The sequence below is a fragment of the Butyricimonas hominis genome (assembly GCF_014287455.1).
Lineage (GTDB): Bacteria > Bacteroidota > Bacteroidia > Bacteroidales > Marinifilaceae > Butyricimonas > Butyricimonas muris.
The window spans coordinates 88,119-104,852 of the sequence record NZ_JACOOH010000012.1 but is presented as its reverse complement, the minus strand read 5'-3'; the positions used below and the strand labels follow the sequence as shown (position 1 = coordinate 104,852).

At 43.0% G+C, this 16,734-nt stretch carries 13 protein-coding genes; 11 read left to right on the top strand and 2 right to left on the bottom strand.

Annotated features, from left to right (window positions below; genetic code table 11):
* Both H8S64_RS21260 and H8S64_RS21255 read right to left on the bottom strand, forming a co-directional pair.
* The coding region (locus H8S64_RS21260) for a phage integrase N-terminal SAM-like domain-containing protein (RefSeq protein ID WP_186978647.1) at positions 1–650 on the bottom strand (650 nt) is incomplete at its 3' end.
* A gap of 97 nt (positions 651–747) precedes the next feature.
* Complete coding sequence (locus tag H8S64_RS21255; protein ID WP_065537820.1) at positions 748–1,362, bottom strand: TetR/AcrR family transcriptional regulator; 615 nt, start codon at positions 1,360–1,362, stop codon at positions 748–750.
* Positions 1,363–2,097: 735 nt separating this feature from the next.
* Between H8S64_RS21255 and H8S64_RS21250 the strand changes: the two genes are divergently transcribed.
* From H8S64_RS21250 to H8S64_RS21200, 11 genes are all read left to right on the top strand, one after another.
* The gene (locus tag H8S64_RS21250; protein ID WP_186978646.1) at positions 2,098–2,667 is read left to right on the top strand and encodes an RNA polymerase sigma-70 factor; all 570 of its coding nucleotides are present in this window, start codon (positions 2,098–2,100) and stop codon (positions 2,665–2,667) included.
* 106 nt (positions 2,668–2,773) lie between these two features.
* Positions 2,774–4,210, top strand: a complete 1,437-nt coding sequence (locus tag H8S64_RS21245; RefSeq protein ID WP_186978645.1) for a S8 family serine peptidase — start codon at positions 2,774–2,776, stop codon at positions 4,208–4,210.
* Between the two features lie 145 nt (positions 4,211–4,355).
* Positions 4,356–4,664 carry a Fic family protein gene (locus H8S64_RS21240; protein ID WP_186978644.1) on the top strand — a complete coding sequence of 103 codons (309 nt, stop codon included), beginning with the start codon at positions 4,356–4,358 and terminating at the stop codon, positions 4,662–4,664.
* 229 nt (positions 4,665–4,893) lie between these two features.
* A complete protein-coding gene (locus H8S64_RS21235) occupies positions 4,894–6,051 on the top strand; it encodes a FecR family protein (protein ID WP_186978643.1) in 1,158 nt (385 codons plus the stop codon).
* 147 nt (positions 6,052–6,198) lie between these two features.
* Positions 6,199–9,870, top strand: a complete 3,672-nt coding sequence (locus H8S64_RS21230) for a SusC/RagA family TonB-linked outer membrane protein (RefSeq protein ID WP_255469663.1) — start codon at positions 6,199–6,201, stop codon at positions 9,868–9,870.
* A gap of 9 nt (positions 9,871–9,879) precedes the next feature.
* Complete coding sequence (locus H8S64_RS21225; RefSeq protein ID WP_186978642.1) at positions 9,880–11,517, top strand: RagB/SusD family nutrient uptake outer membrane protein; 1,638 nt, start codon at positions 9,880–9,882, stop codon at positions 11,515–11,517.
* Between the two features lie 9 nt (positions 11,518–11,526).
* Complete coding sequence (locus tag H8S64_RS21220; protein ID WP_186978641.1) at positions 11,527–12,456, top strand: hypothetical protein; 930 nt, start codon at positions 11,527–11,529, stop codon at positions 12,454–12,456.
* A gap of 5 nt (positions 12,457–12,461) precedes the next feature.
* Positions 12,462–13,550, top strand: coding sequence for a TlpA disulfide reductase family protein (locus H8S64_RS21215; protein WP_186978640.1), 1,089 nt, complete (start codon positions 12,462–12,464; stop codon positions 13,548–13,550).
* A 6-nt stretch (positions 13,551–13,556) separates the two neighbouring features.
* Complete coding sequence (locus H8S64_RS21210) at positions 13,557–14,546, top strand: thioredoxin domain-containing protein (protein ID WP_186978639.1); 990 nt, start codon at positions 13,557–13,559, stop codon at positions 14,544–14,546.
* 18 nt (positions 14,547–14,564) lie between these two features.
* On the top strand, positions 14,565–15,620 hold the full coding sequence (locus tag H8S64_RS21205) for a TlpA disulfide reductase family protein (protein ID WP_186978638.1): 1,056 nt from the start codon (positions 14,565–14,567) through the stop codon (positions 15,618–15,620).
* A 5-nt stretch (positions 15,621–15,625) separates the two neighbouring features.
* Positions 15,626–16,711, top strand: a complete 1,086-nt coding sequence (locus tag H8S64_RS21200; protein WP_186978637.1) for a TlpA family protein disulfide reductase — start codon at positions 15,626–15,628, stop codon at positions 16,709–16,711.
* Positions 16,712–16,734: the final 23 nt, after the last annotated feature.

Genomic DNA, 16,734 nt, shown 5'->3' with positions numbered 1-16,734 from the left:
ACCAACGAAATCATGCAGTGATGCTTGATGTTGGAAATTTGTGCAAGGATGCGCTTAATTTCATTCTTGCTCAACACTTCGGGCAGGCTCTTGTACTCTTTGGCACGGGTGATACCGCCGTAGTATTGCCGTTTGCCGCCTTTCACCTGTTCGTAATAGAACTTGATAGCATTGATGCGCATATTCTGTTGCGACACCGAGATTTTCTTCTCGTTCACAAGATAGAGTATGTACTTGTTGATGTCCGGCACTTTCAGGCGGTCGATGTTCCGTCCCTTGTGATATTCCATGAAGTCGCTGAAATAGGCACGGTATGTTTTGACGGTCGAGGGGCTGTAACGCTTCTGTTCCAGCAGTTCGAGGTAGCCTTTCGGCAGTGTGTATTCCCTTTTAGGTTTGGGATGCCGCACGTAAACCCGGCTGTAATCAATATAGGCGTGGGGCGAATAGCGGTCGTAGAAATCCGGCAGGCTGAAAGCGGCTGATGCCATGTATGCAGAGCCGTTGCCAGCCATTTCCATACCCGTGTCTTGGGCGAGCAGTTGGGTTACAGCCTGACTGTTCGCATATTCTATCCGTATGTAGTCTGCACCGTCCCTTGTTTCTTTGTGTAGCACGATGCTTCCTCTTTGTTTCTGAACCTTATCCATGTCGCTGAATTTTGCTTCATGCTCCAAAGATAAAACAAAAACGCCACATTTTGAACATACGTTCAAAAATAATAGAAGTTAAAAAAACAAAACTGTATCAGGCTTTAAGCAGCGAATAGATATAGCGAAAGTTTTCTGCCAGTTCGTCCACGTTTAGACCGTTCAGAAATGCTTGTTCGTATGACAGTCCTAAAAACATTTGCCGGAACATGGTAGCCGTTTTCTTCACGTCCGTGTCGTTTCTGATTTCCCCGCTGTTTTTTGCTTTTTGTATGACTTTCTCCCATAGGTCATAGTCTTGTCGGTAGATTTTCTCAATTTTCTGCCTGATGCCCGGATAGTACATACGCACTTGTGACAGGAAATGAAAGTAGTAGAAGTTAGGGCTACAATCATGCGGGCTGCTATTATCGTCAATCAGTTCAACAATCCTTTTCATGGAAGCGGCTACCCCCGCCACGTATTGCCCGATGAACTTCTCCAACGTATCGGCAGGAGCGGCAAACTTGTTTCCCGGTTCGTGCATTTTTAGCACGTATTTGTCTGCCACAGCCATGAATAAATCCAGCTTGTGCGGAAAATAATAAACGATGCCCGTTTTTGTCACTCCGCAGGCTTTGGCAAGCGTGATGATGCTTGCTTTCTCGTAGTTCATCCTGACAAATACTCCGAACGCTTTATCTATTACTTCTTCACGGTTAGTTATTATCATACACGTTTGTTTTTAATCGGTTACGAAGATACGGATTTTGTTTTAACCATTTGTACCCCAGTGCTTTTTTTTAGTGCAAGGTGCAAGTATATATTTATATATATAGCTTGCACCTTGCACTAACCCAAAAATATTTATTATCAGATATTTGCGAGTTTCAAAAGAATGCCGTATCTTTGAACCCGAAAGTTAGGCAGACAAACAGCGGTCAAAGTTGGACAGGCTTAACGGTTGAAAATCGTTACTGTTTCGTTACCTATTTGAAATTTTGAAAGCAAAGTAGCTGAAATATAAGCGGTTAGAGTCATAGGTTCAAAACCCCCTCTTTCCGCTGAAATTGAGATGAATGAGAGTTGGAACAAGTGTCTGACTCTCTTTTTTTTTCGAGGGATTCGAACGAAGGGACGGCGGGGGTAGTAACGCGTTCTCGAGGAATATTGTTCCGGGTCATCCCCCTCTTTGACATCCCCTTCCCCAACCTTACAAGTGTTGCTCTTTCGAGGCATAAACCTATCATGAACGCAGATTTACGTCTATGATACGTTCATGGTACGTTCATGATACGTTCATGAGGTTGCGAAGGGGTAGGGTAAGGGGAGTACAAGGGGCGTGGGGAGAGGTTTTATTTTAGAATGATTCGTTGATTTTGGTGTTTTGTATATTTTTTATATTTTTGAAGCCGTCAATGTTGCTGGTTTGTGCAACTTTTTTGGCGTATTTAAACGTTATGCGAAAATGATGATAGCAGAGAAAATACTTCGTATGTTTGGTGAAACAGAAGAGAAAGCTTTTCGGTTGCTATACGATACGTATTATAAAACGTTGGTGCTTTTCGCGAATCAAGTGGTGAATGATAAGGAGGTGGCGAAAGATATCGTGCAGGATTATTTGGCTAAATTCTGGGTCACGAAGCCTTACAAGACATTGAAATCCGGTTTGGATAAGTATATTTTTCAAGCGGTTAAATTTTCAGCTATAACTTATTTGAAAGAAGCACGGCGAAAAGAGGATTCTTACCAATCTTTTTCTCGGGAAGTGATGTCTGAAGAAGACACGATACAACTGGAGGAGCAGGTAGATATTATCAAGGTCGTTTATCAAATGATTGATTTGTTACCCGCGGAGCGGCGTCAAGTGTTTATGATGGTTTTTGTTGATGGTATGTCTTACCAAGAAGTGGCGGAGCGGTTGGAAATCTCTAAGAATACCGTGAAAACCCAGTTGTCAAGGGCATTGAAATTCCTTCGTAAGGAGATGAAAGATAATGATATACCTTTCCTTTTTATTTTTCTGGTAAAAAAATAATTTGTTGCTTGTCACCCTTTAGGTACTTTTTATAGATTTTAATATGGATAGGGAATGCGTGATGGCATTTCCACGTATGTAAGTGTATAATAGTAAAATGAGAGAAATGAAAGCAATAGTTTTTTTGGAGTTATTGATATTTTTATTGCCTTTAGGGCTTATAGCCCAAGAGGAGATGAAGAAAGGGCAATCTAGCGAAGTCGCGATATTAAGACCTCAAGAGTTGCCCCGTGATTGGCATTGGGGATGTATGGAGGTCGATACGGTTTCCGGGGCGGATATATATAGGGCTTACGATTACCTGAAAGGACGGGAACCCAAGGCGAAAACTGTTGTGGCCATTATCGATGCCGGGGGAGATGTGACGCATCGGGATTTGAAAGATCGGCTTTGGGTGAATCGGAAAGAAATACCCGGGAACGGTATTGATGATGATAATAACGGGTTCGCGGATGACGTTCATGGTTGGAATTTTTTGGGTTTACCCGATGGAAGAGATATACCCGGAACCGTGGCGGCGGATTGGGAATTTTTGCGTTTACGCGATAAGTTTACGAATGTTGATACAATGAAGCTTTCGAGGAAGGAAAAGGCGGAGTATCGTTATTTTGTCGATGTGGTTCGGCATTTTTCTACTTTGCGTTCGTTGCCGGATTCGTTGAAAATTTATCGAAAGAAGGTTGAGGTTATGCACGAGAGGCAGAAAATGCGCGAATCCGTGGGTGATGATTTGAATAGTTTGAAGATACGTTGCTACGGGAATAATAATTTGCTTGGGGCAAACGCGGTACATGGAACGCATGTAGGTGGAATCGTGGGAGCGAAACCGACCGGTGAGTCAGGTGCGAACGGGATTGCGGATGTAGAACTGATGTTCGTGCGAATGCTCGGGAATGGTGATGAGCAGGACAAGGATGTGGCATCGGCTATTTATTATGCCGTGGATAATGGAGCTCGGGTGATTAATATGAGTATTAATAAATTCTTTTCCCCGAATAAGAAGTTGGTGTATAAGGCTATGCGTTATGCCGAGAGTAAAGGGGTGTTGATCGTGAAAGCTGCCGGGAATGATGGTTTTTTACTAGATAAATACCCTGGGTACCCGAATAAATTTTTAAGCCGGAAGAAAACGTTACGGAATTTTATTTGTGTCGGTTCGATAGGACCATACGGGGAGGCTTCCCGTTTCAGTAATTACGGGAAAATCAGTGTCGATCTTTTCGCACCCGGTGAACATATATATTCTACGGTATTGAATGATCGGTATAAAAAAATGTCCGGAACCAGTATGGCGGCTCCCGTGGTTACCGGGGTGGCGGCTTTGATATGGAATTATTTTCCGGAATTGACGGCTGACCAAGTTAAACAGGCGATTTTGGAGGGTGTGGAGTCGTGGAAAGGGCGTCGTGTTGAGTCGCCTCGTGCTTTTGGGGTAAAGAAGGAAGAGGCAAAGGTGGTAGATTTTGAAGAATTGTGTGTTACGGGAGGTGTTTTGAATGCTTTGCAGGCAGTGAAGATTGCCGAACGTATGGCTGGGGAATAATTTTTTCATGGAATAATTCTGAATACAAAAACGAGATTCAATAAAATGGATCTCGTTTTTTCTTTCTTGTCTATATACAAAATAATAAAACTTCTTTGTTGAATATCAGCTAGAAGACCTTTATTGGGCTTCAAGCTGTATATGGTTGTGGAGCCTCCATCAAGCTGGATTGAGCAACAACACCCGACAAGTACCCGACAAGCACCCGACAAGTTCTGCTACAATACAAACCCTGATTCATGTATTGGCTGAGCGGCAACTATCAATTAAAGAAATGCTTGCGGCCATGAATTTGAAAGACCGGGAGAACTTTATAGCAAATTATCTGAATCCTGCCATGAAAGAGGGTTTTGTTGTGATGCTCTACCCTAACAATCCTAAACATCCAAGGCAAAGATATCTGTTAACGGTAAAAGGATTGGCGGTTTATAATTCTTTGCCAAGTGATTCTTGATAGATTTTAGATTTATGATTTACGATTTTAGATTGAGTTTCATGCTTTGAGTTTGGCTATGATTTTTCGTTCTATTTCTATTCCCTCGTGTTCGTAATTGTGTTATTCCTCCATCAAAGATACATTTTTTCGATGATATAACTTGATTCCTGTTTTTTTTGAAAAAATATTTGTTCTGCTGTCACCCTTTTGTCTTTTTTTGTAGATTATATATAAAAAGCGAACGTGAATGAGAGAAATTGAAGATATATTGGTTGATTATTTCGGGGATGAGGAATTGTCCGCGAGTGATTCGGTGAAGCTTGAGAAGTGGCTTCAGGAAGGGGATGATGCGAGGATTGTTCAAGTATTGGACGGAATGCGTGTAGGAAAAACGTTGCAGGAAGAGTTGGAGCGGGATGCCGAGGCGGGAATGGAGGTTATCCGACGTAGGTGGAGAAGGAGGAATCGGCGGCGTAATTTGTGGTATGGCGGGGCTGTGGCTGCCGTGGCGTTGCTCCTGATCGGTTTGACGTTCTTGTTTAAAAGTCCCGTGAAGGAGAAGAAGGTCAATATCTTTGCCGATGATTGTACTTTGGTGACGTTGAAACTGGATAACGGGAAGGTCCTTCCGTTGCGTGCGGGGCAAATAAATGAGGTGATCGTGAAGGATAGTTTCTCGCGTATAGAGAATGATAATAGCACGTTGATATGCACGAATGATGGTGGCAAGGAGGAGAATGAGGAGGTGGCGTACCACACGATCACGGTTCCCGCGGGAGCGGAGTACCGGGTGCTTTTGGCGGATGGGACAACGGTTCATTTGAATGCGGATTCGGAGTTTCGCTTCCCGGAGGCGTTTTCAGGGAAAAATCGGGAAGTGTATTTGAAGGGGGAAGGTTATTTCGAGGTAGCTAAAGATTCGGCAAAGCGGTTTATCGTGCACGCGTTGAACATGGATGCGACGGTGTTGGGGACTTCTTTTAATATTAAGGCTTACCCGGAGCAGGATGAGATTATCGCTACGTTGGAGGAAGGGCGTTTGCAAGTGGATTGTGACCATGATCAACGTTTTGAGTTGCAGGCGGGGCATCAGGTAGTGTTTAGCAAGGTGACTGGGAATGCGGAGAAAAAGAGTGTGACGACGATGTATTACACCTCGTGGAAAGATGGATTCTATTGCTTTAACGGGGAGGTTTTGGAAAATATCATGGAAGTGTTGGCGAAGTGGTATGGTTTGGAGGTGTTTTATATGGATGAAGCACTGAAGAACAATAAGTTTTCGGGACGATTGAAGCGGTATGATGATTTTCTTTATTTATTGGATAAGTTTGAAGAAACTGGAAATGTTGAATTTATAATAAAGGATAAAGTAATCACGGTAAAAAGAAAAACAGGTTGGAAATAAGGGTCCCAACCTGATAACCATATACTTTTTTGATTTTGAAACGGTTAAAAAGTATATTTTTATTTACTAACAAGCAAAAATATGGAGAAAAAACGAATGTGTGTCAATCTTAGGCGATTGATTTTGTATCGTAAGATGTTAATTAACATGAAATTATTGAGTGTATTGATGTTAGGTTTTTGTATGACGGTTCATGCAACAACCTTGTCACAGGAGGCAAAGATCTCTTTACATGTGGAAGAAGCCTCTTTGAACGATGTGTTACAAGAAGTGAGTAAACAAGTTGCTTGCGATTTTCTTTATGACTTGAATTTAATGGAAGGGAAGGTTGTGAAGAATTTGGACGTGAAGGACAAGGAGTTTTTGGTTTTTCTGAATGATCTGTTACCTCGTTACGGTCTGATGTATTCTTATGACAACAATATTGTTGTTATTAAGGTTAAAGAGGAGCCCAAGGACGAGAAGAAGATGCTCATCATCAGGGGAAAGGTCACGGACGAGAAAAAAGCTCCGCTTCCCGGGGTGACGGTCGTGTTGAAGGGAACAAGCCGGGGAACGGCAACGGACATGGAGGGAAGATATACTCTACCCGTGCCGAAAGCGGATGTTGTCGAATTGATGTTTTCTTTTTTAGGAATGGAAACGCAGACTGTGGCGTACACCGGGAAGGATACGATCAATGTGGTAATGAAAGAGTCGTTGAATCAATTGGATGAAGTTGTCGTGGTGAACACGGGGTACGAGCAGGTGGACAAGCGTAAATTGACGAGTGCTATTACCTCTATTAAAGCAGATGATATTCGGGTTCCCGGGTTGAACACGATTGATATGATGTTGGAAGGACACGTGCCGGGTATGATGTTTATGCAGAATTCCGGACAGTTGGGAGCTGCGCCGCGGTTGAGAATCCGGGGAACTTCCACGCTGTTGGGAAATCAGGAACCGTTGTGGGTGGTTGACGGAATAGTCCGTACCGATCCGGTGAACGTGGATCCGGCAAAGTTGAACGATTTGGACTTCGTGAACTTGTTAGGTAACGCGATTTCAGGGTTGGACCCGGAGAGTATCGAACAGATTGACGTGTTGAAGGATGCTTCGGCTACTGCTATTTACGGGGCTCGTGCCGCGAATGGAGTTATTGTGATCACGACGAAAAAAGGTCGGCAAGGTCCCCCGTCGGTATCTTATGCTTTGTCGGGAACTTTTACAAGACGTCCGCACTATGGCGACCGAAACGTGTATATGATGAATTCCAAGGAGCGAATTGCTTATAGCCGGGAGATGGATGCGGCTTTGTTGGAGTTCCCTTCTTTCAAGAGTTGGGTAGGTTATGAAGGTGTTATGCGGGATTATTACCAGAATCGTATCGATTTCAATGAAATGAACCGACAGATTGGTTATTTGGAACAATTGAACACGGATTGGTTCGGTTTATTGGGACAGAATTCTTTCTCTCACAAGCACACGATCGGCATATCCGGTGGTGGTGAAAACGTAACCTATTATGCTTCTATCGGTTACAATGATTCCAGAGGGACCACGAAGCGGGAGGCGAATAAAAGCTATACGGCTAATATGAATTTGTCGGCTCATTTTAATCGATTCTCGGTTCAGGCAGGCATGGACGCTAGCGCGCTGGAAAGGGAATACACGCCTCAAAATGTGAACGTGATGAATTATGCTTATCATACTAGCCGTGCAGTACCTGCCACGAACCCGGATGGTTCTTATTGGTTTTATAAAAGAGGTGACTATGCCGGTTCTTATTTTAATATCTTGAACGAGGTGGAGAATAGCTCGTACGATATTGATCAGTATTCGTTTAATTTTAACACGACAGTGGGTTACCAGATTATTGATCCTTTGAAGTTGAGCGCAACGCTGGCTTATGGTTTTTCGAATTCCAATCAAGAAACGTGGTATGGTGAAAAATCTTTTTATATAGGGAATTTGCGTCAAGAAACAGAGGGGGCTACAGGGGATGTTAGCATGAATAGTCTTTGCCCAATGGGTGGTGAAATTGAGAAGCAGAGCGATCAGAAACACAACTATATGTTGCGTTTGCAGTTGAGTTATGCTCAAACTTTTCAAGAGAACCACAATTTAAGTGCTATGGCGGGGTTTGAAGTTTCTTCGTCGGAATCGGACCAATTCAAGCATATCCAGCGAGGGTATATGCGTGATCGGGGAGGGGTTGTTGCCAAACTTGATGATATAACAAAATATTCCGCCTTTGTAAGATGGATGAATAGTAATCCTTCCACTCGCAAGTTGTCGAAATCGAATTTATTGTCCGGATACGGGAGCGTGTCTTACGCGTATAAAATGTGGTATGTGTTGAATGCCAATATTCGTTTTGATCAATCCAATCAATTCGGTAGTAGGGCTAACGAAAAACTTGCCCCGATCTGGTCGTTCTCCGGTCGGTGGAATGTTAAGGAAAATATTTTGGAAGGAGCGGATTGGATCAATGAACTTTCTCTCTTGGCTTCTTATGGTTATCAAGGGAATATGTTGGATTCGGAGAGTTCAAGGCTAGTTGTTTCGAAAGAGGGCTCGGTTAATGCCGGGGGGGAACTTTATGCCAAAATTGTGACTTATCCGAATCCCGATTTGAAATGGGAAAAAACTTCTTCTACCAACGTGTCATTGACATTTTCGTTCTTTAAAAAGAAATTGAACGGTACGGTGTCTTATTTCTATAAAAAGACCAGAGATGCTTTCCTATCGAAGACTATTTCAACTGTGAACGGGCGGTCGTCATACACGATGAACAAAGGAACCGTGGAGAACAAGGGGACGGAAATTTCCTTGAAAATTGTGCCGCTTGATTTCCGTTCTGCCGGAAACGTTCGGGGATTTCACTGGTCGATTGATCCTCAACTCGGTTCGGTGTTGAATCAATTGCTTAACAAAAGGAAAGTGAAAGATAATCCCTTGCAGGATACGCCGACTTACGATAAATATTTGAAAGGAAGTGTGCTTATCGTGGGGCGTCCGGTGAATACGTTTTATTCTTATCGTTTTGCCGGTTTGAGTGAACGGGATGGTCGACCGATGTTCTATAATACCGGTTCGATGGTGGATTCGGCAGAAGGTTTTTATGTAGATGCTAATGGTCTGCCCTTGTTTGATATTAACGATGAAACGAAAAAGAACGCGGTGGATTTAAGGGAAAAGTATCGTGATATGGATCGGGAAGAAGTGTTTATGGAAGTGATGGAACATTCAGGAACTCGCGTACCGACAATTCAAGGTGGAATCAGTAATACTTTTTCTTATAAAGGGGTCACGTTATCATTTAACTTGGCGTATAGCTTGGGCTCGAAGGTTCGCTTGTTGCAAATGTATCCTAATGTGAACGGTATCAATGGGTCGATAGCCCCGCTTCCAACCGAGAATGTACGCAAAGAATTCGCGAATCGTTGGCGGCAGCCCGGTGACGAGAGATACACGAATATTCCCGGGGTATTATCTGGGACTCAGTTTACTAAATCGTTGTTAGAGCCTTGGTGTAACAATAATGATTACAAGTTTGCCAATAATATCTGGGAAATGTATGACAATTCGAATATTCGGGTTGCAAGTGGAAATTTCTTGAAGATGCAATCGCTTTCTTTACGTTACCAGTTTACGGATGATTTTTGTCGGAAATTCTTTATGAAATCGGCTTATATCGGTTTTGCTTGTACGAATCTGTTTATGATTTGTGATAAGAAGCTGAAAGGACAGGATCCTGCCACTCAGTCGGGAAATGCTCCTGAGTTGAATATATCATTGCGTCCGACGTTCTCGTTTAATTTGAATGTTTCATTTTAGTTGATGATTATGAAGAAGATTTTATATTTAATTGTATTTCTGACATTCGGATGGTCTTGTAGTGACTTTCTGGAGGAGGATGCACAAAATTTGACTTATGTGAATTCGATCAATGATTTGGATCAGTTATTGATTGGAGAAGGGTATGTGATAGCATCTTTTGATGAGTGCAGCAATTGGAATGGTTCGGTACCTGCTTGGATGCATCTTTTGGATGATGATCTGCAATATCGTGGAGCGGGAGCGGTAGGAGAAGGTGATTGTCGCTCATGTTCTGCAATTTACGGTTGGCAAAGGGACCCTTGGAAAGGTGGTTTGACAGATGATAGTCCTAGTTCCACGGCGAATGATGCATGGAGTGAATTGTATCGGTATATCAACGCGTTGAATATTATACTGTATGAGGCGGAAGAGTTCAAGAATGAGCCTGATTATAATCGAATTAAAGGAGAGGCAATGTTTTTGCGTGCCACGTATTACTGGTGGTTGCTCAATATCTATTCGAAGGCTTATGACGTGAAAACAGCAGATAAAGACCCGGGAGTGCCTTTAAAGTTGACTCCCTATGTGGAGGATTACGAGGAGGAGGGCGGATTTTCCAGAGCTAGCGTGGCAAAGGTGTATGGGCAGATTGTTGCCGATTTGGAAAATGCTGTTCAATTGCTTTCCGGATACGGGAGAAAGTCTGTTTATCGTGCGTCAATGGAGGCAGCCCGCTTGTTTTTAAGCCGAGTTTATTTGCACATGGAGAATTACGAGGGTGTGATTAATGAGTGTGATACGTTATTGCAAAATAATATTTATCGGTTGGATGATTATACTTTAATCGAGAATACTTCACAAAGTCTGATAACGAGTCATTCGCCGGAAGTAATATTTTCCCAAGGAGGTTATCGGTTACGGTATTTTTTTGGTTCCGGTGGTATGTTTAGAGGAGGAGAAATCAACTGGAGTGATGATGATAATAATAATTTAATGGTTCCATTTTATGGTGTTTCCGATGATTTGATGGATGCTTTTAATGACAATAGTTTAGTACCGGATCAGTCACAGGAAAATGATTCTCGTTATAACGTGGGGATAGCTGCGGTGATTCTATACGATTATGCGGCTGGTGGTGGCTGGTTTCCTGTAGAAGTACCACATTTGTTACCTGCCAAGCTAAAAACATGGAATGATGGTGGGGTATCCGATGTTTTTACATTACGTTTGGCAGAAGCTTATCTGAATAAAGCGGAGGCGTTGGCAGCCGTGGGACGCGAGGATGAGGCGAACCAATTGTGGCAGGAATTACGTCGGTATAGAATAGCGGAACCGGAAGCTGTTGCGCTGTATGGGGAAAGTCTGATGACGGCTATTCGTGCGGAGCGTAGGTTGGAATTTAATTTTGAAGGATTCCGGTGGTTGGATTTACGTCGATATGCCGTGAATAGCAAGTATCCGCAAAAGAAGGAAATAACTCATATTTGGCTTTGGGGAGGAAATGCGGACTTAGGAACTCCTGCGGGAGAGGAAACTTATGTTTTAGCTCCCTATGGAGAAGATCCGGCTTGGGTGTTTCCTATTCCGGCTGAAGAGCATCGTTTGAATAGTCGACTGGAACTTAATGAAGAACGTGAAGAAAGAAAAGCGGTAAAATTGAATTAATATTAAGTTATGAAGATATTACATTATTTATTATTAGGTGTTGCGTTGTGTTTTGTGGCATGCAATGGTGATGATGATAAGAATTTATCTCCCACGGGAGAAACGAATTGGTTTGCCTTGGAAGATTCGGATGACGAATTGGGGCATTTGGCTTATGAAATTTATAAGGAAACAGGTGTTACTATTTTTTATAACGATACAATAGCCAAAGTTCAGCGTGGGGTGAATCCAGCGGGGGAACCGATGTATCGCTACGAGGTTTTGGGGGTTAATTATGATGTGACCACTCACTATGAATACTTGTACCCGTTACTAACAGATCGGGATAGAATAAAGAAAGGAATGGAATTTTTACGTGATGAAGTGATACCGGGGTTGCTGAATGGAGTTTCTCCTTGCAGTTTCTTGTTGGTTGATTCGTTGATAAATACAAATTCTCAAGTTCCCAAGAACACTCGTTTGAGGGATGTATTTAAAGCGAGAAGAACAACTTGTGTCGCTTTGTACGAGGAGGAGGAGACAATAGATGAAAAGAGTTTGAGCGTGGCTGTATTGGCGGGGGAGTATGCGGCTTATATATTTAGGACGACTCCCGATAAACTAGCTGTTTTTTATTCTTTTTCCGTGGGAAAAGTAAATAATAAAATGGATATGCCGTTGTATAATCAGCAGCTGAGTAGATTGGATAGTAAATCGGAGTGGGACCCGGATTGGCGGACATTCGGTTTTTTGTCGTATAACATTGACAGAACATATACAAAGGATTATAGATATTATTGTCCTACACAAATTCAGGATATTACCGATTACGTGAAAGCTGTGTTGTTGGGTGATAAGGCTTTTGAAGAGGAGAATGGGGAATTTAAACGGTGTATGGAGAAATACAAAGTGATGAAATCGATTGTAGCGGAATTGCAGGAAACACTTGGAAAACGGTAGAATCAATGATGAGATTGGGAATAATCTTTTGGATTATATTTTGGGCGGGATGTACTGCACCGGATACTTGTCGGGTGGAATTAACAGGTGAGATTGAAGGTTGTAAATACGGAACGGCACTTCTTGTGAGTGCCGATTCCGCCCGGAATATTCTTTTTTCTTCCGAGATAGATGGCGGAATAATCTCGTTGAAAGGAGATTTGCCGGAACCGGGAGAGTATATATTGAAAATAAATCACTTGGAATATCCTTTACTCTTGGAAGAGGGGAGGACGAAGGTCGCTCTTGACATCACGAGTGATAGGGTGAAGTTGACCGAGGGGAAGGTGATGGAGATGGAACAGTTGTTCGAGAAATGGATGGAGGAGAAGTATAAACCGTTACAGGAACGAATCGGACGGGAGTATTGGAAGGCGCAGCAACAGCCGGAAGATAAAGCTGATTTGGATAAAAAGACATTCGAGTATTTTGGTTTGAAAAAATTGAAATACGGTGTTGTTCGTGATTTTATACAGGCGTATCCCGATGGTGTATTCTCGGTGTATCAGGCATTGGAAATACTGGATAGGGATTACGAGCGAGGAATGGAAATGTACGCGTTGCTTTCGCCGAAAATGCAGCAGTCTGCCTTGGGGAAACGATTGTATGCAGAAACTCAAGTGTTTGTAGCTTCAGCCTTGGGACGTGAAGTTCCCCCGATTGAGGTGGAAACGGAAGAGGGAAAGGCAGAGGTGATAGAGCATTTCCCGGGGATATGGGTGCTCGATTTTTGGGCATCTTGGTGCGGACCTTGTCGTCAGGAAATGGTTTACTTGAAAGAGATGTACCCGGAGGTGCATAAATTCGGTGTGAATATGATTAGTATTTCCATGGATGATAAGGTGGCGGCTTGGAAGAAAGGAAACGCGGAGGAACAGATTCCTTGGAAAAGCGTGCGGAATAAATACGGCTTTAAGAGTGATGCGGGTATTTGTGGGCAGTTAAAATTTAATAGTATACCTTACATTGTTTTGGTAAAAGACGGTCGTATTGTTGCCCGTAATTTGAGAAGGGGGCATTTGAAAAAGAAAATCATGGAGTTGTTACAAGAATAGTACGAGATGAGAGTATATTTTATTGGTTGTATATTATTGGTTTCTTGTTGGTTGATGCCACTCGCCCTTTTCGCTCAAGAAGAGGGGCGGTCACTGGATGCTTTTCCCAAAGATTCTGCCCGGAGCGTGCGGATTAGAGAGATAAAGGAGGTTTTCGCGAATGTCGGTCATTTAATGGAAAAAGAGAGAAACGCGAAACGGGATAGTTTGCAGGGGGTGTTGGAGCGTTTGTACCCGGGATTTGATTTGGATTGCCCGGATATGGAGTTGTTGCCGCAAGAGATGATGGTGGAGTTGATTGAGGATTATTTCAAGGTGTATGATGTGGTGCGAATGAACGTGAGCAAGTATTCGTACGTGTTGTTTAACGTGAAAAGCGAGAACGTGCGTAATGCTTACGTGTTACCTTACGTGAGGAGTGCATTCGAGCAAAGGGGATACGGGAAGGAATTGGCTGAGGTTTGCGAGAATGTGCGCTGGTGTTCCAAGACTCCGGAAACCGTGAAAGAGGTGGAAGCATTGGTGGAGCAATACCGTCCGCTTCAGGCGGGGGCTGTAGCTCCAGAATTCGTGTTGGAAAACCGAAAGGGGGAGAGCGTGAAACTCTCTGATTTCAAGGGTAAACATGTATTTATGGGAGTCTTTTCGGCAGAAATGGATGAGAACGAGGCAATAAGTCGGTTCGTGGATTTACCCGATGAATATAATAATACCGATCGGTTCGTGTATCTCTGTGTTTGTTTGGGGAAAGCGGATGTACGGGAGGTGTGGAGAAAACAGGTGGGTGATAAGGCGGGTAAAGTAGACTTCCTTTTCTGTGATGTGGAAAAGTGCTCTTTCGTGCGGGATTATTGTATATCCCGGTTGCCTCGTTACATATTTGTCAATAAGGATGGTTCTTTGAGAGATGCTTGGTATATAGCTCCGGGGATGCCTGAGTTTTCTTATCAATTTGGAGATAAAGTTCCTATGAATCTGTTCGATATGTTGAAGTAAAATAGAAATTGTTTGGTTATGAGATTGGTGATAATAGCTATATTGTTGTGTTGCGCGTGGGGATGCTCTGAAGCCGGGGGATATTGTTTTACCATGAAAGGGCGTGTACCGGGCATGAAGTATGGGACGGTGTTTATTCGCACGAATGATTCCGAATCGCGTGTTTTGGCTTCCGCGGATTTGGATAATTATGAGTTCATTTTGAAGGGGGAGTTGGAGGAGCCGGGATGTTATGTTTTGCAGGTGAATGATAAGAAAATGACGGTTCTATTGGACGGACAAGAGTTGGTTGCAGAATTTCTTGAAGGAGCTCATTTGAAGAATTTGAAGGGTTCGCCCGCCCAAGACTGTTTCAAGAAATATGAAATGGAGATGGGAAAAAAAGTAAGCGAGATGTCGGGAAAGAATGTTGATGTGGAAAATATATTTTCGTTTGCAGCTGAAGATGAACTTCAACAGTTGAGGTTTAAGGAAACTTGTATTTTTATAGAGAAGAATCCGGATAATATAGCTTCTGCCCATATTGCCCTAACGGAGATGAAGAACGATTACGATAAGGGTATAAAAATGTATGAATTGTTGTCGGAGAGGGTGAAGCGGTTGGAGATAGGCAAGGCGTTGAAACGGAAATTGGAGCAAGTGGAAAGTGTGGCTAACGGGAAGAAATTTCCCGAAATAGAAGTGTGTTCGATAGCGGGAGATTCGTTGACATTGAAGGATTGGAGCGGAAGCGTGTATGTGATTGATTTTTGGGCATCTTGGTGCGGTCCTTGTCGGGCGGAGCTTCAATATTTGAAGAAATTGTATAAAGAATTGGAGGGGAAAGGCGTGAAGTTCGTGAGTGTGTCGTTGGATAATTCGCCGAAGGCTTGGGCTCGTGCCAATGCGGAAGAGAAGTTGGAGTGGTTAAGTGTTCGTAACCGGTACGGGTTTGATTTGGAACAAGGAATATGCAAAGCTTTGGATATTAGAAGTATTCCTTTTATCGTGGTATTGGATAAAGATGGAACTGTCGCGGGGAAATCTTTACGGCAGGAAGTTTTGCGGAATAAATTGTTGGAGATGTTAAAATAATGAGTATGAGAAGTGTTGTATGTTGTATAGTAGCGTGGTTTGTGCTACTACAAGGGGAGTTGCATGCCCAAACGTCTTACCCGGAAATAAAGAAGATTTACGAGAATGTGGACGGGACGCTTTCAATAGACAGTTATATGCAGGCGTTGAAAGGGATGGATGCCCGGGCTAACGAACTTGTGCGTGGGATTGATGATACCCAAGAGAGAGGGCGAGCCACGTTGTTGTGGCATACGTATCAGCGGGAAAATATTTTTCGATATTGGAAGGCGATAGGTGGGCGACCTGCAGATTTGCAAAAATTGCGTCCTTGTCAATTGAGTACGGATCCGGATGTTCCCGAATTGGAGTTGTTGTCGCCGGAGGATTTGAAAAACGTGCTGGATTGGTATTTCCGGGTGAATAAGAGTGCTACAAGTTATGCGCGTATGAAGGAGTGTTTGTATGGTATCAAGAGTGAAAAAGTGCGTCAGGCTTACGCGTTCGGATTGTTGGAGCGGGAGTTGCAAGTGAATGGGATGAGCAAAGATCTGGAGCCTGTATTTGAAGTTTTCAGGTGTTGTATGAAAAATCGGGAAATTGTGGAGCGGGTGAATGAATTGGAGAAGATGTACACTCCTGTTCGGGAAAATGCGATTGCGCCCGAAATCGTGTTGCCGGATGATAAGGGAAATACGTTTCGATTGACCGATTTTCAGGAAAAATGTGTGTTTATTTGCGTGTGGGCGTTGGATAGCGTGAATGGTGCTGATGAGTTGGATACCTTTGCTGAAGCAAAAAAAGTGAATGAAAAATGGGGAGAGGGCGGTATCGAGTTCGTGAATATTGCCGTGGGTGCAAGTGAAGATATGGACAAATGGAGAAAAATATTGACGGAGAAAAAGCAAACGGAATGGATGATAAACTTGTTTTGCGACAAGACGAAAAGTGCTTTCGTGAAAGATTACCTGATAGAGGCTCTTCCGCGTTATATTTTCGTGGAAATAGATGGTGTATTGCGCTCCGGGTGGTTTATTTCTCCTGCTAATCAGTCGTTGTTCAAACAAATGTTCACGAAAAATGTATGGTTCTACAAACGAGTTGGAATATAGGATGTTATTTTAATGATAAATGT

Coding starts and splice junctions, on each gene's coding strand:
- H8S64_RS21220 (WP_186978641.1), top strand. CDS start 11,527: ATGAAGATATTACATTATTTATTATTAGGTGTTGCGTTGTGTTTTGTG.
- H8S64_RS21215 (WP_186978640.1), top strand. CDS start 12,462: ATGATGAGATTGGGAATAATCTTTTGGATTATATTTTGGGCGGGATGT.
- H8S64_RS21250 (WP_186978646.1), top strand. CDS start 2,098: ATGATGATAGCAGAGAAAATACTTCGTATGTTTGGTGAAACAGAAGAG.
- H8S64_RS21235 (WP_186978643.1), top strand. CDS start 4,894: ATGAGAGAAATTGAAGATATATTGGTTGATTATTTCGGGGATGAGGAA.
- H8S64_RS21200 (WP_186978637.1), top strand. CDS start 15,626: ATGAGAAGTGTTGTATGTTGTATAGTAGCGTGGTTTGTGCTACTACAA.
- H8S64_RS21255 (WP_065537820.1), bottom strand. CDS start 1,362: ATGATAATAACTAACCGTGAAGAAGTAATAGATAAAGCGTTCGGAGTA.
- H8S64_RS21230 (WP_255469663.1), top strand. CDS start 6,199: ATGAAATTATTGAGTGTATTGATGTTAGGTTTTTGTATGACGGTTCAT.
- H8S64_RS21205 (WP_186978638.1), top strand. CDS start 14,565: ATGAGATTGGTGATAATAGCTATATTGTTGTGTTGCGCGTGGGGATGC.
- H8S64_RS21225 (WP_186978642.1), top strand. CDS start 9,880: ATGAAGAAGATTTTATATTTAATTGTATTTCTGACATTCGGATGGTCT.
- H8S64_RS21210 (WP_186978639.1), top strand. CDS start 13,557: ATGAGAGTATATTTTATTGGTTGTATATTATTGGTTTCTTGTTGGTTG.
- H8S64_RS21245 (WP_186978645.1), top strand. CDS start 2,774: ATGAAAGCAATAGTTTTTTTGGAGTTATTGATATTTTTATTGCCTTTA.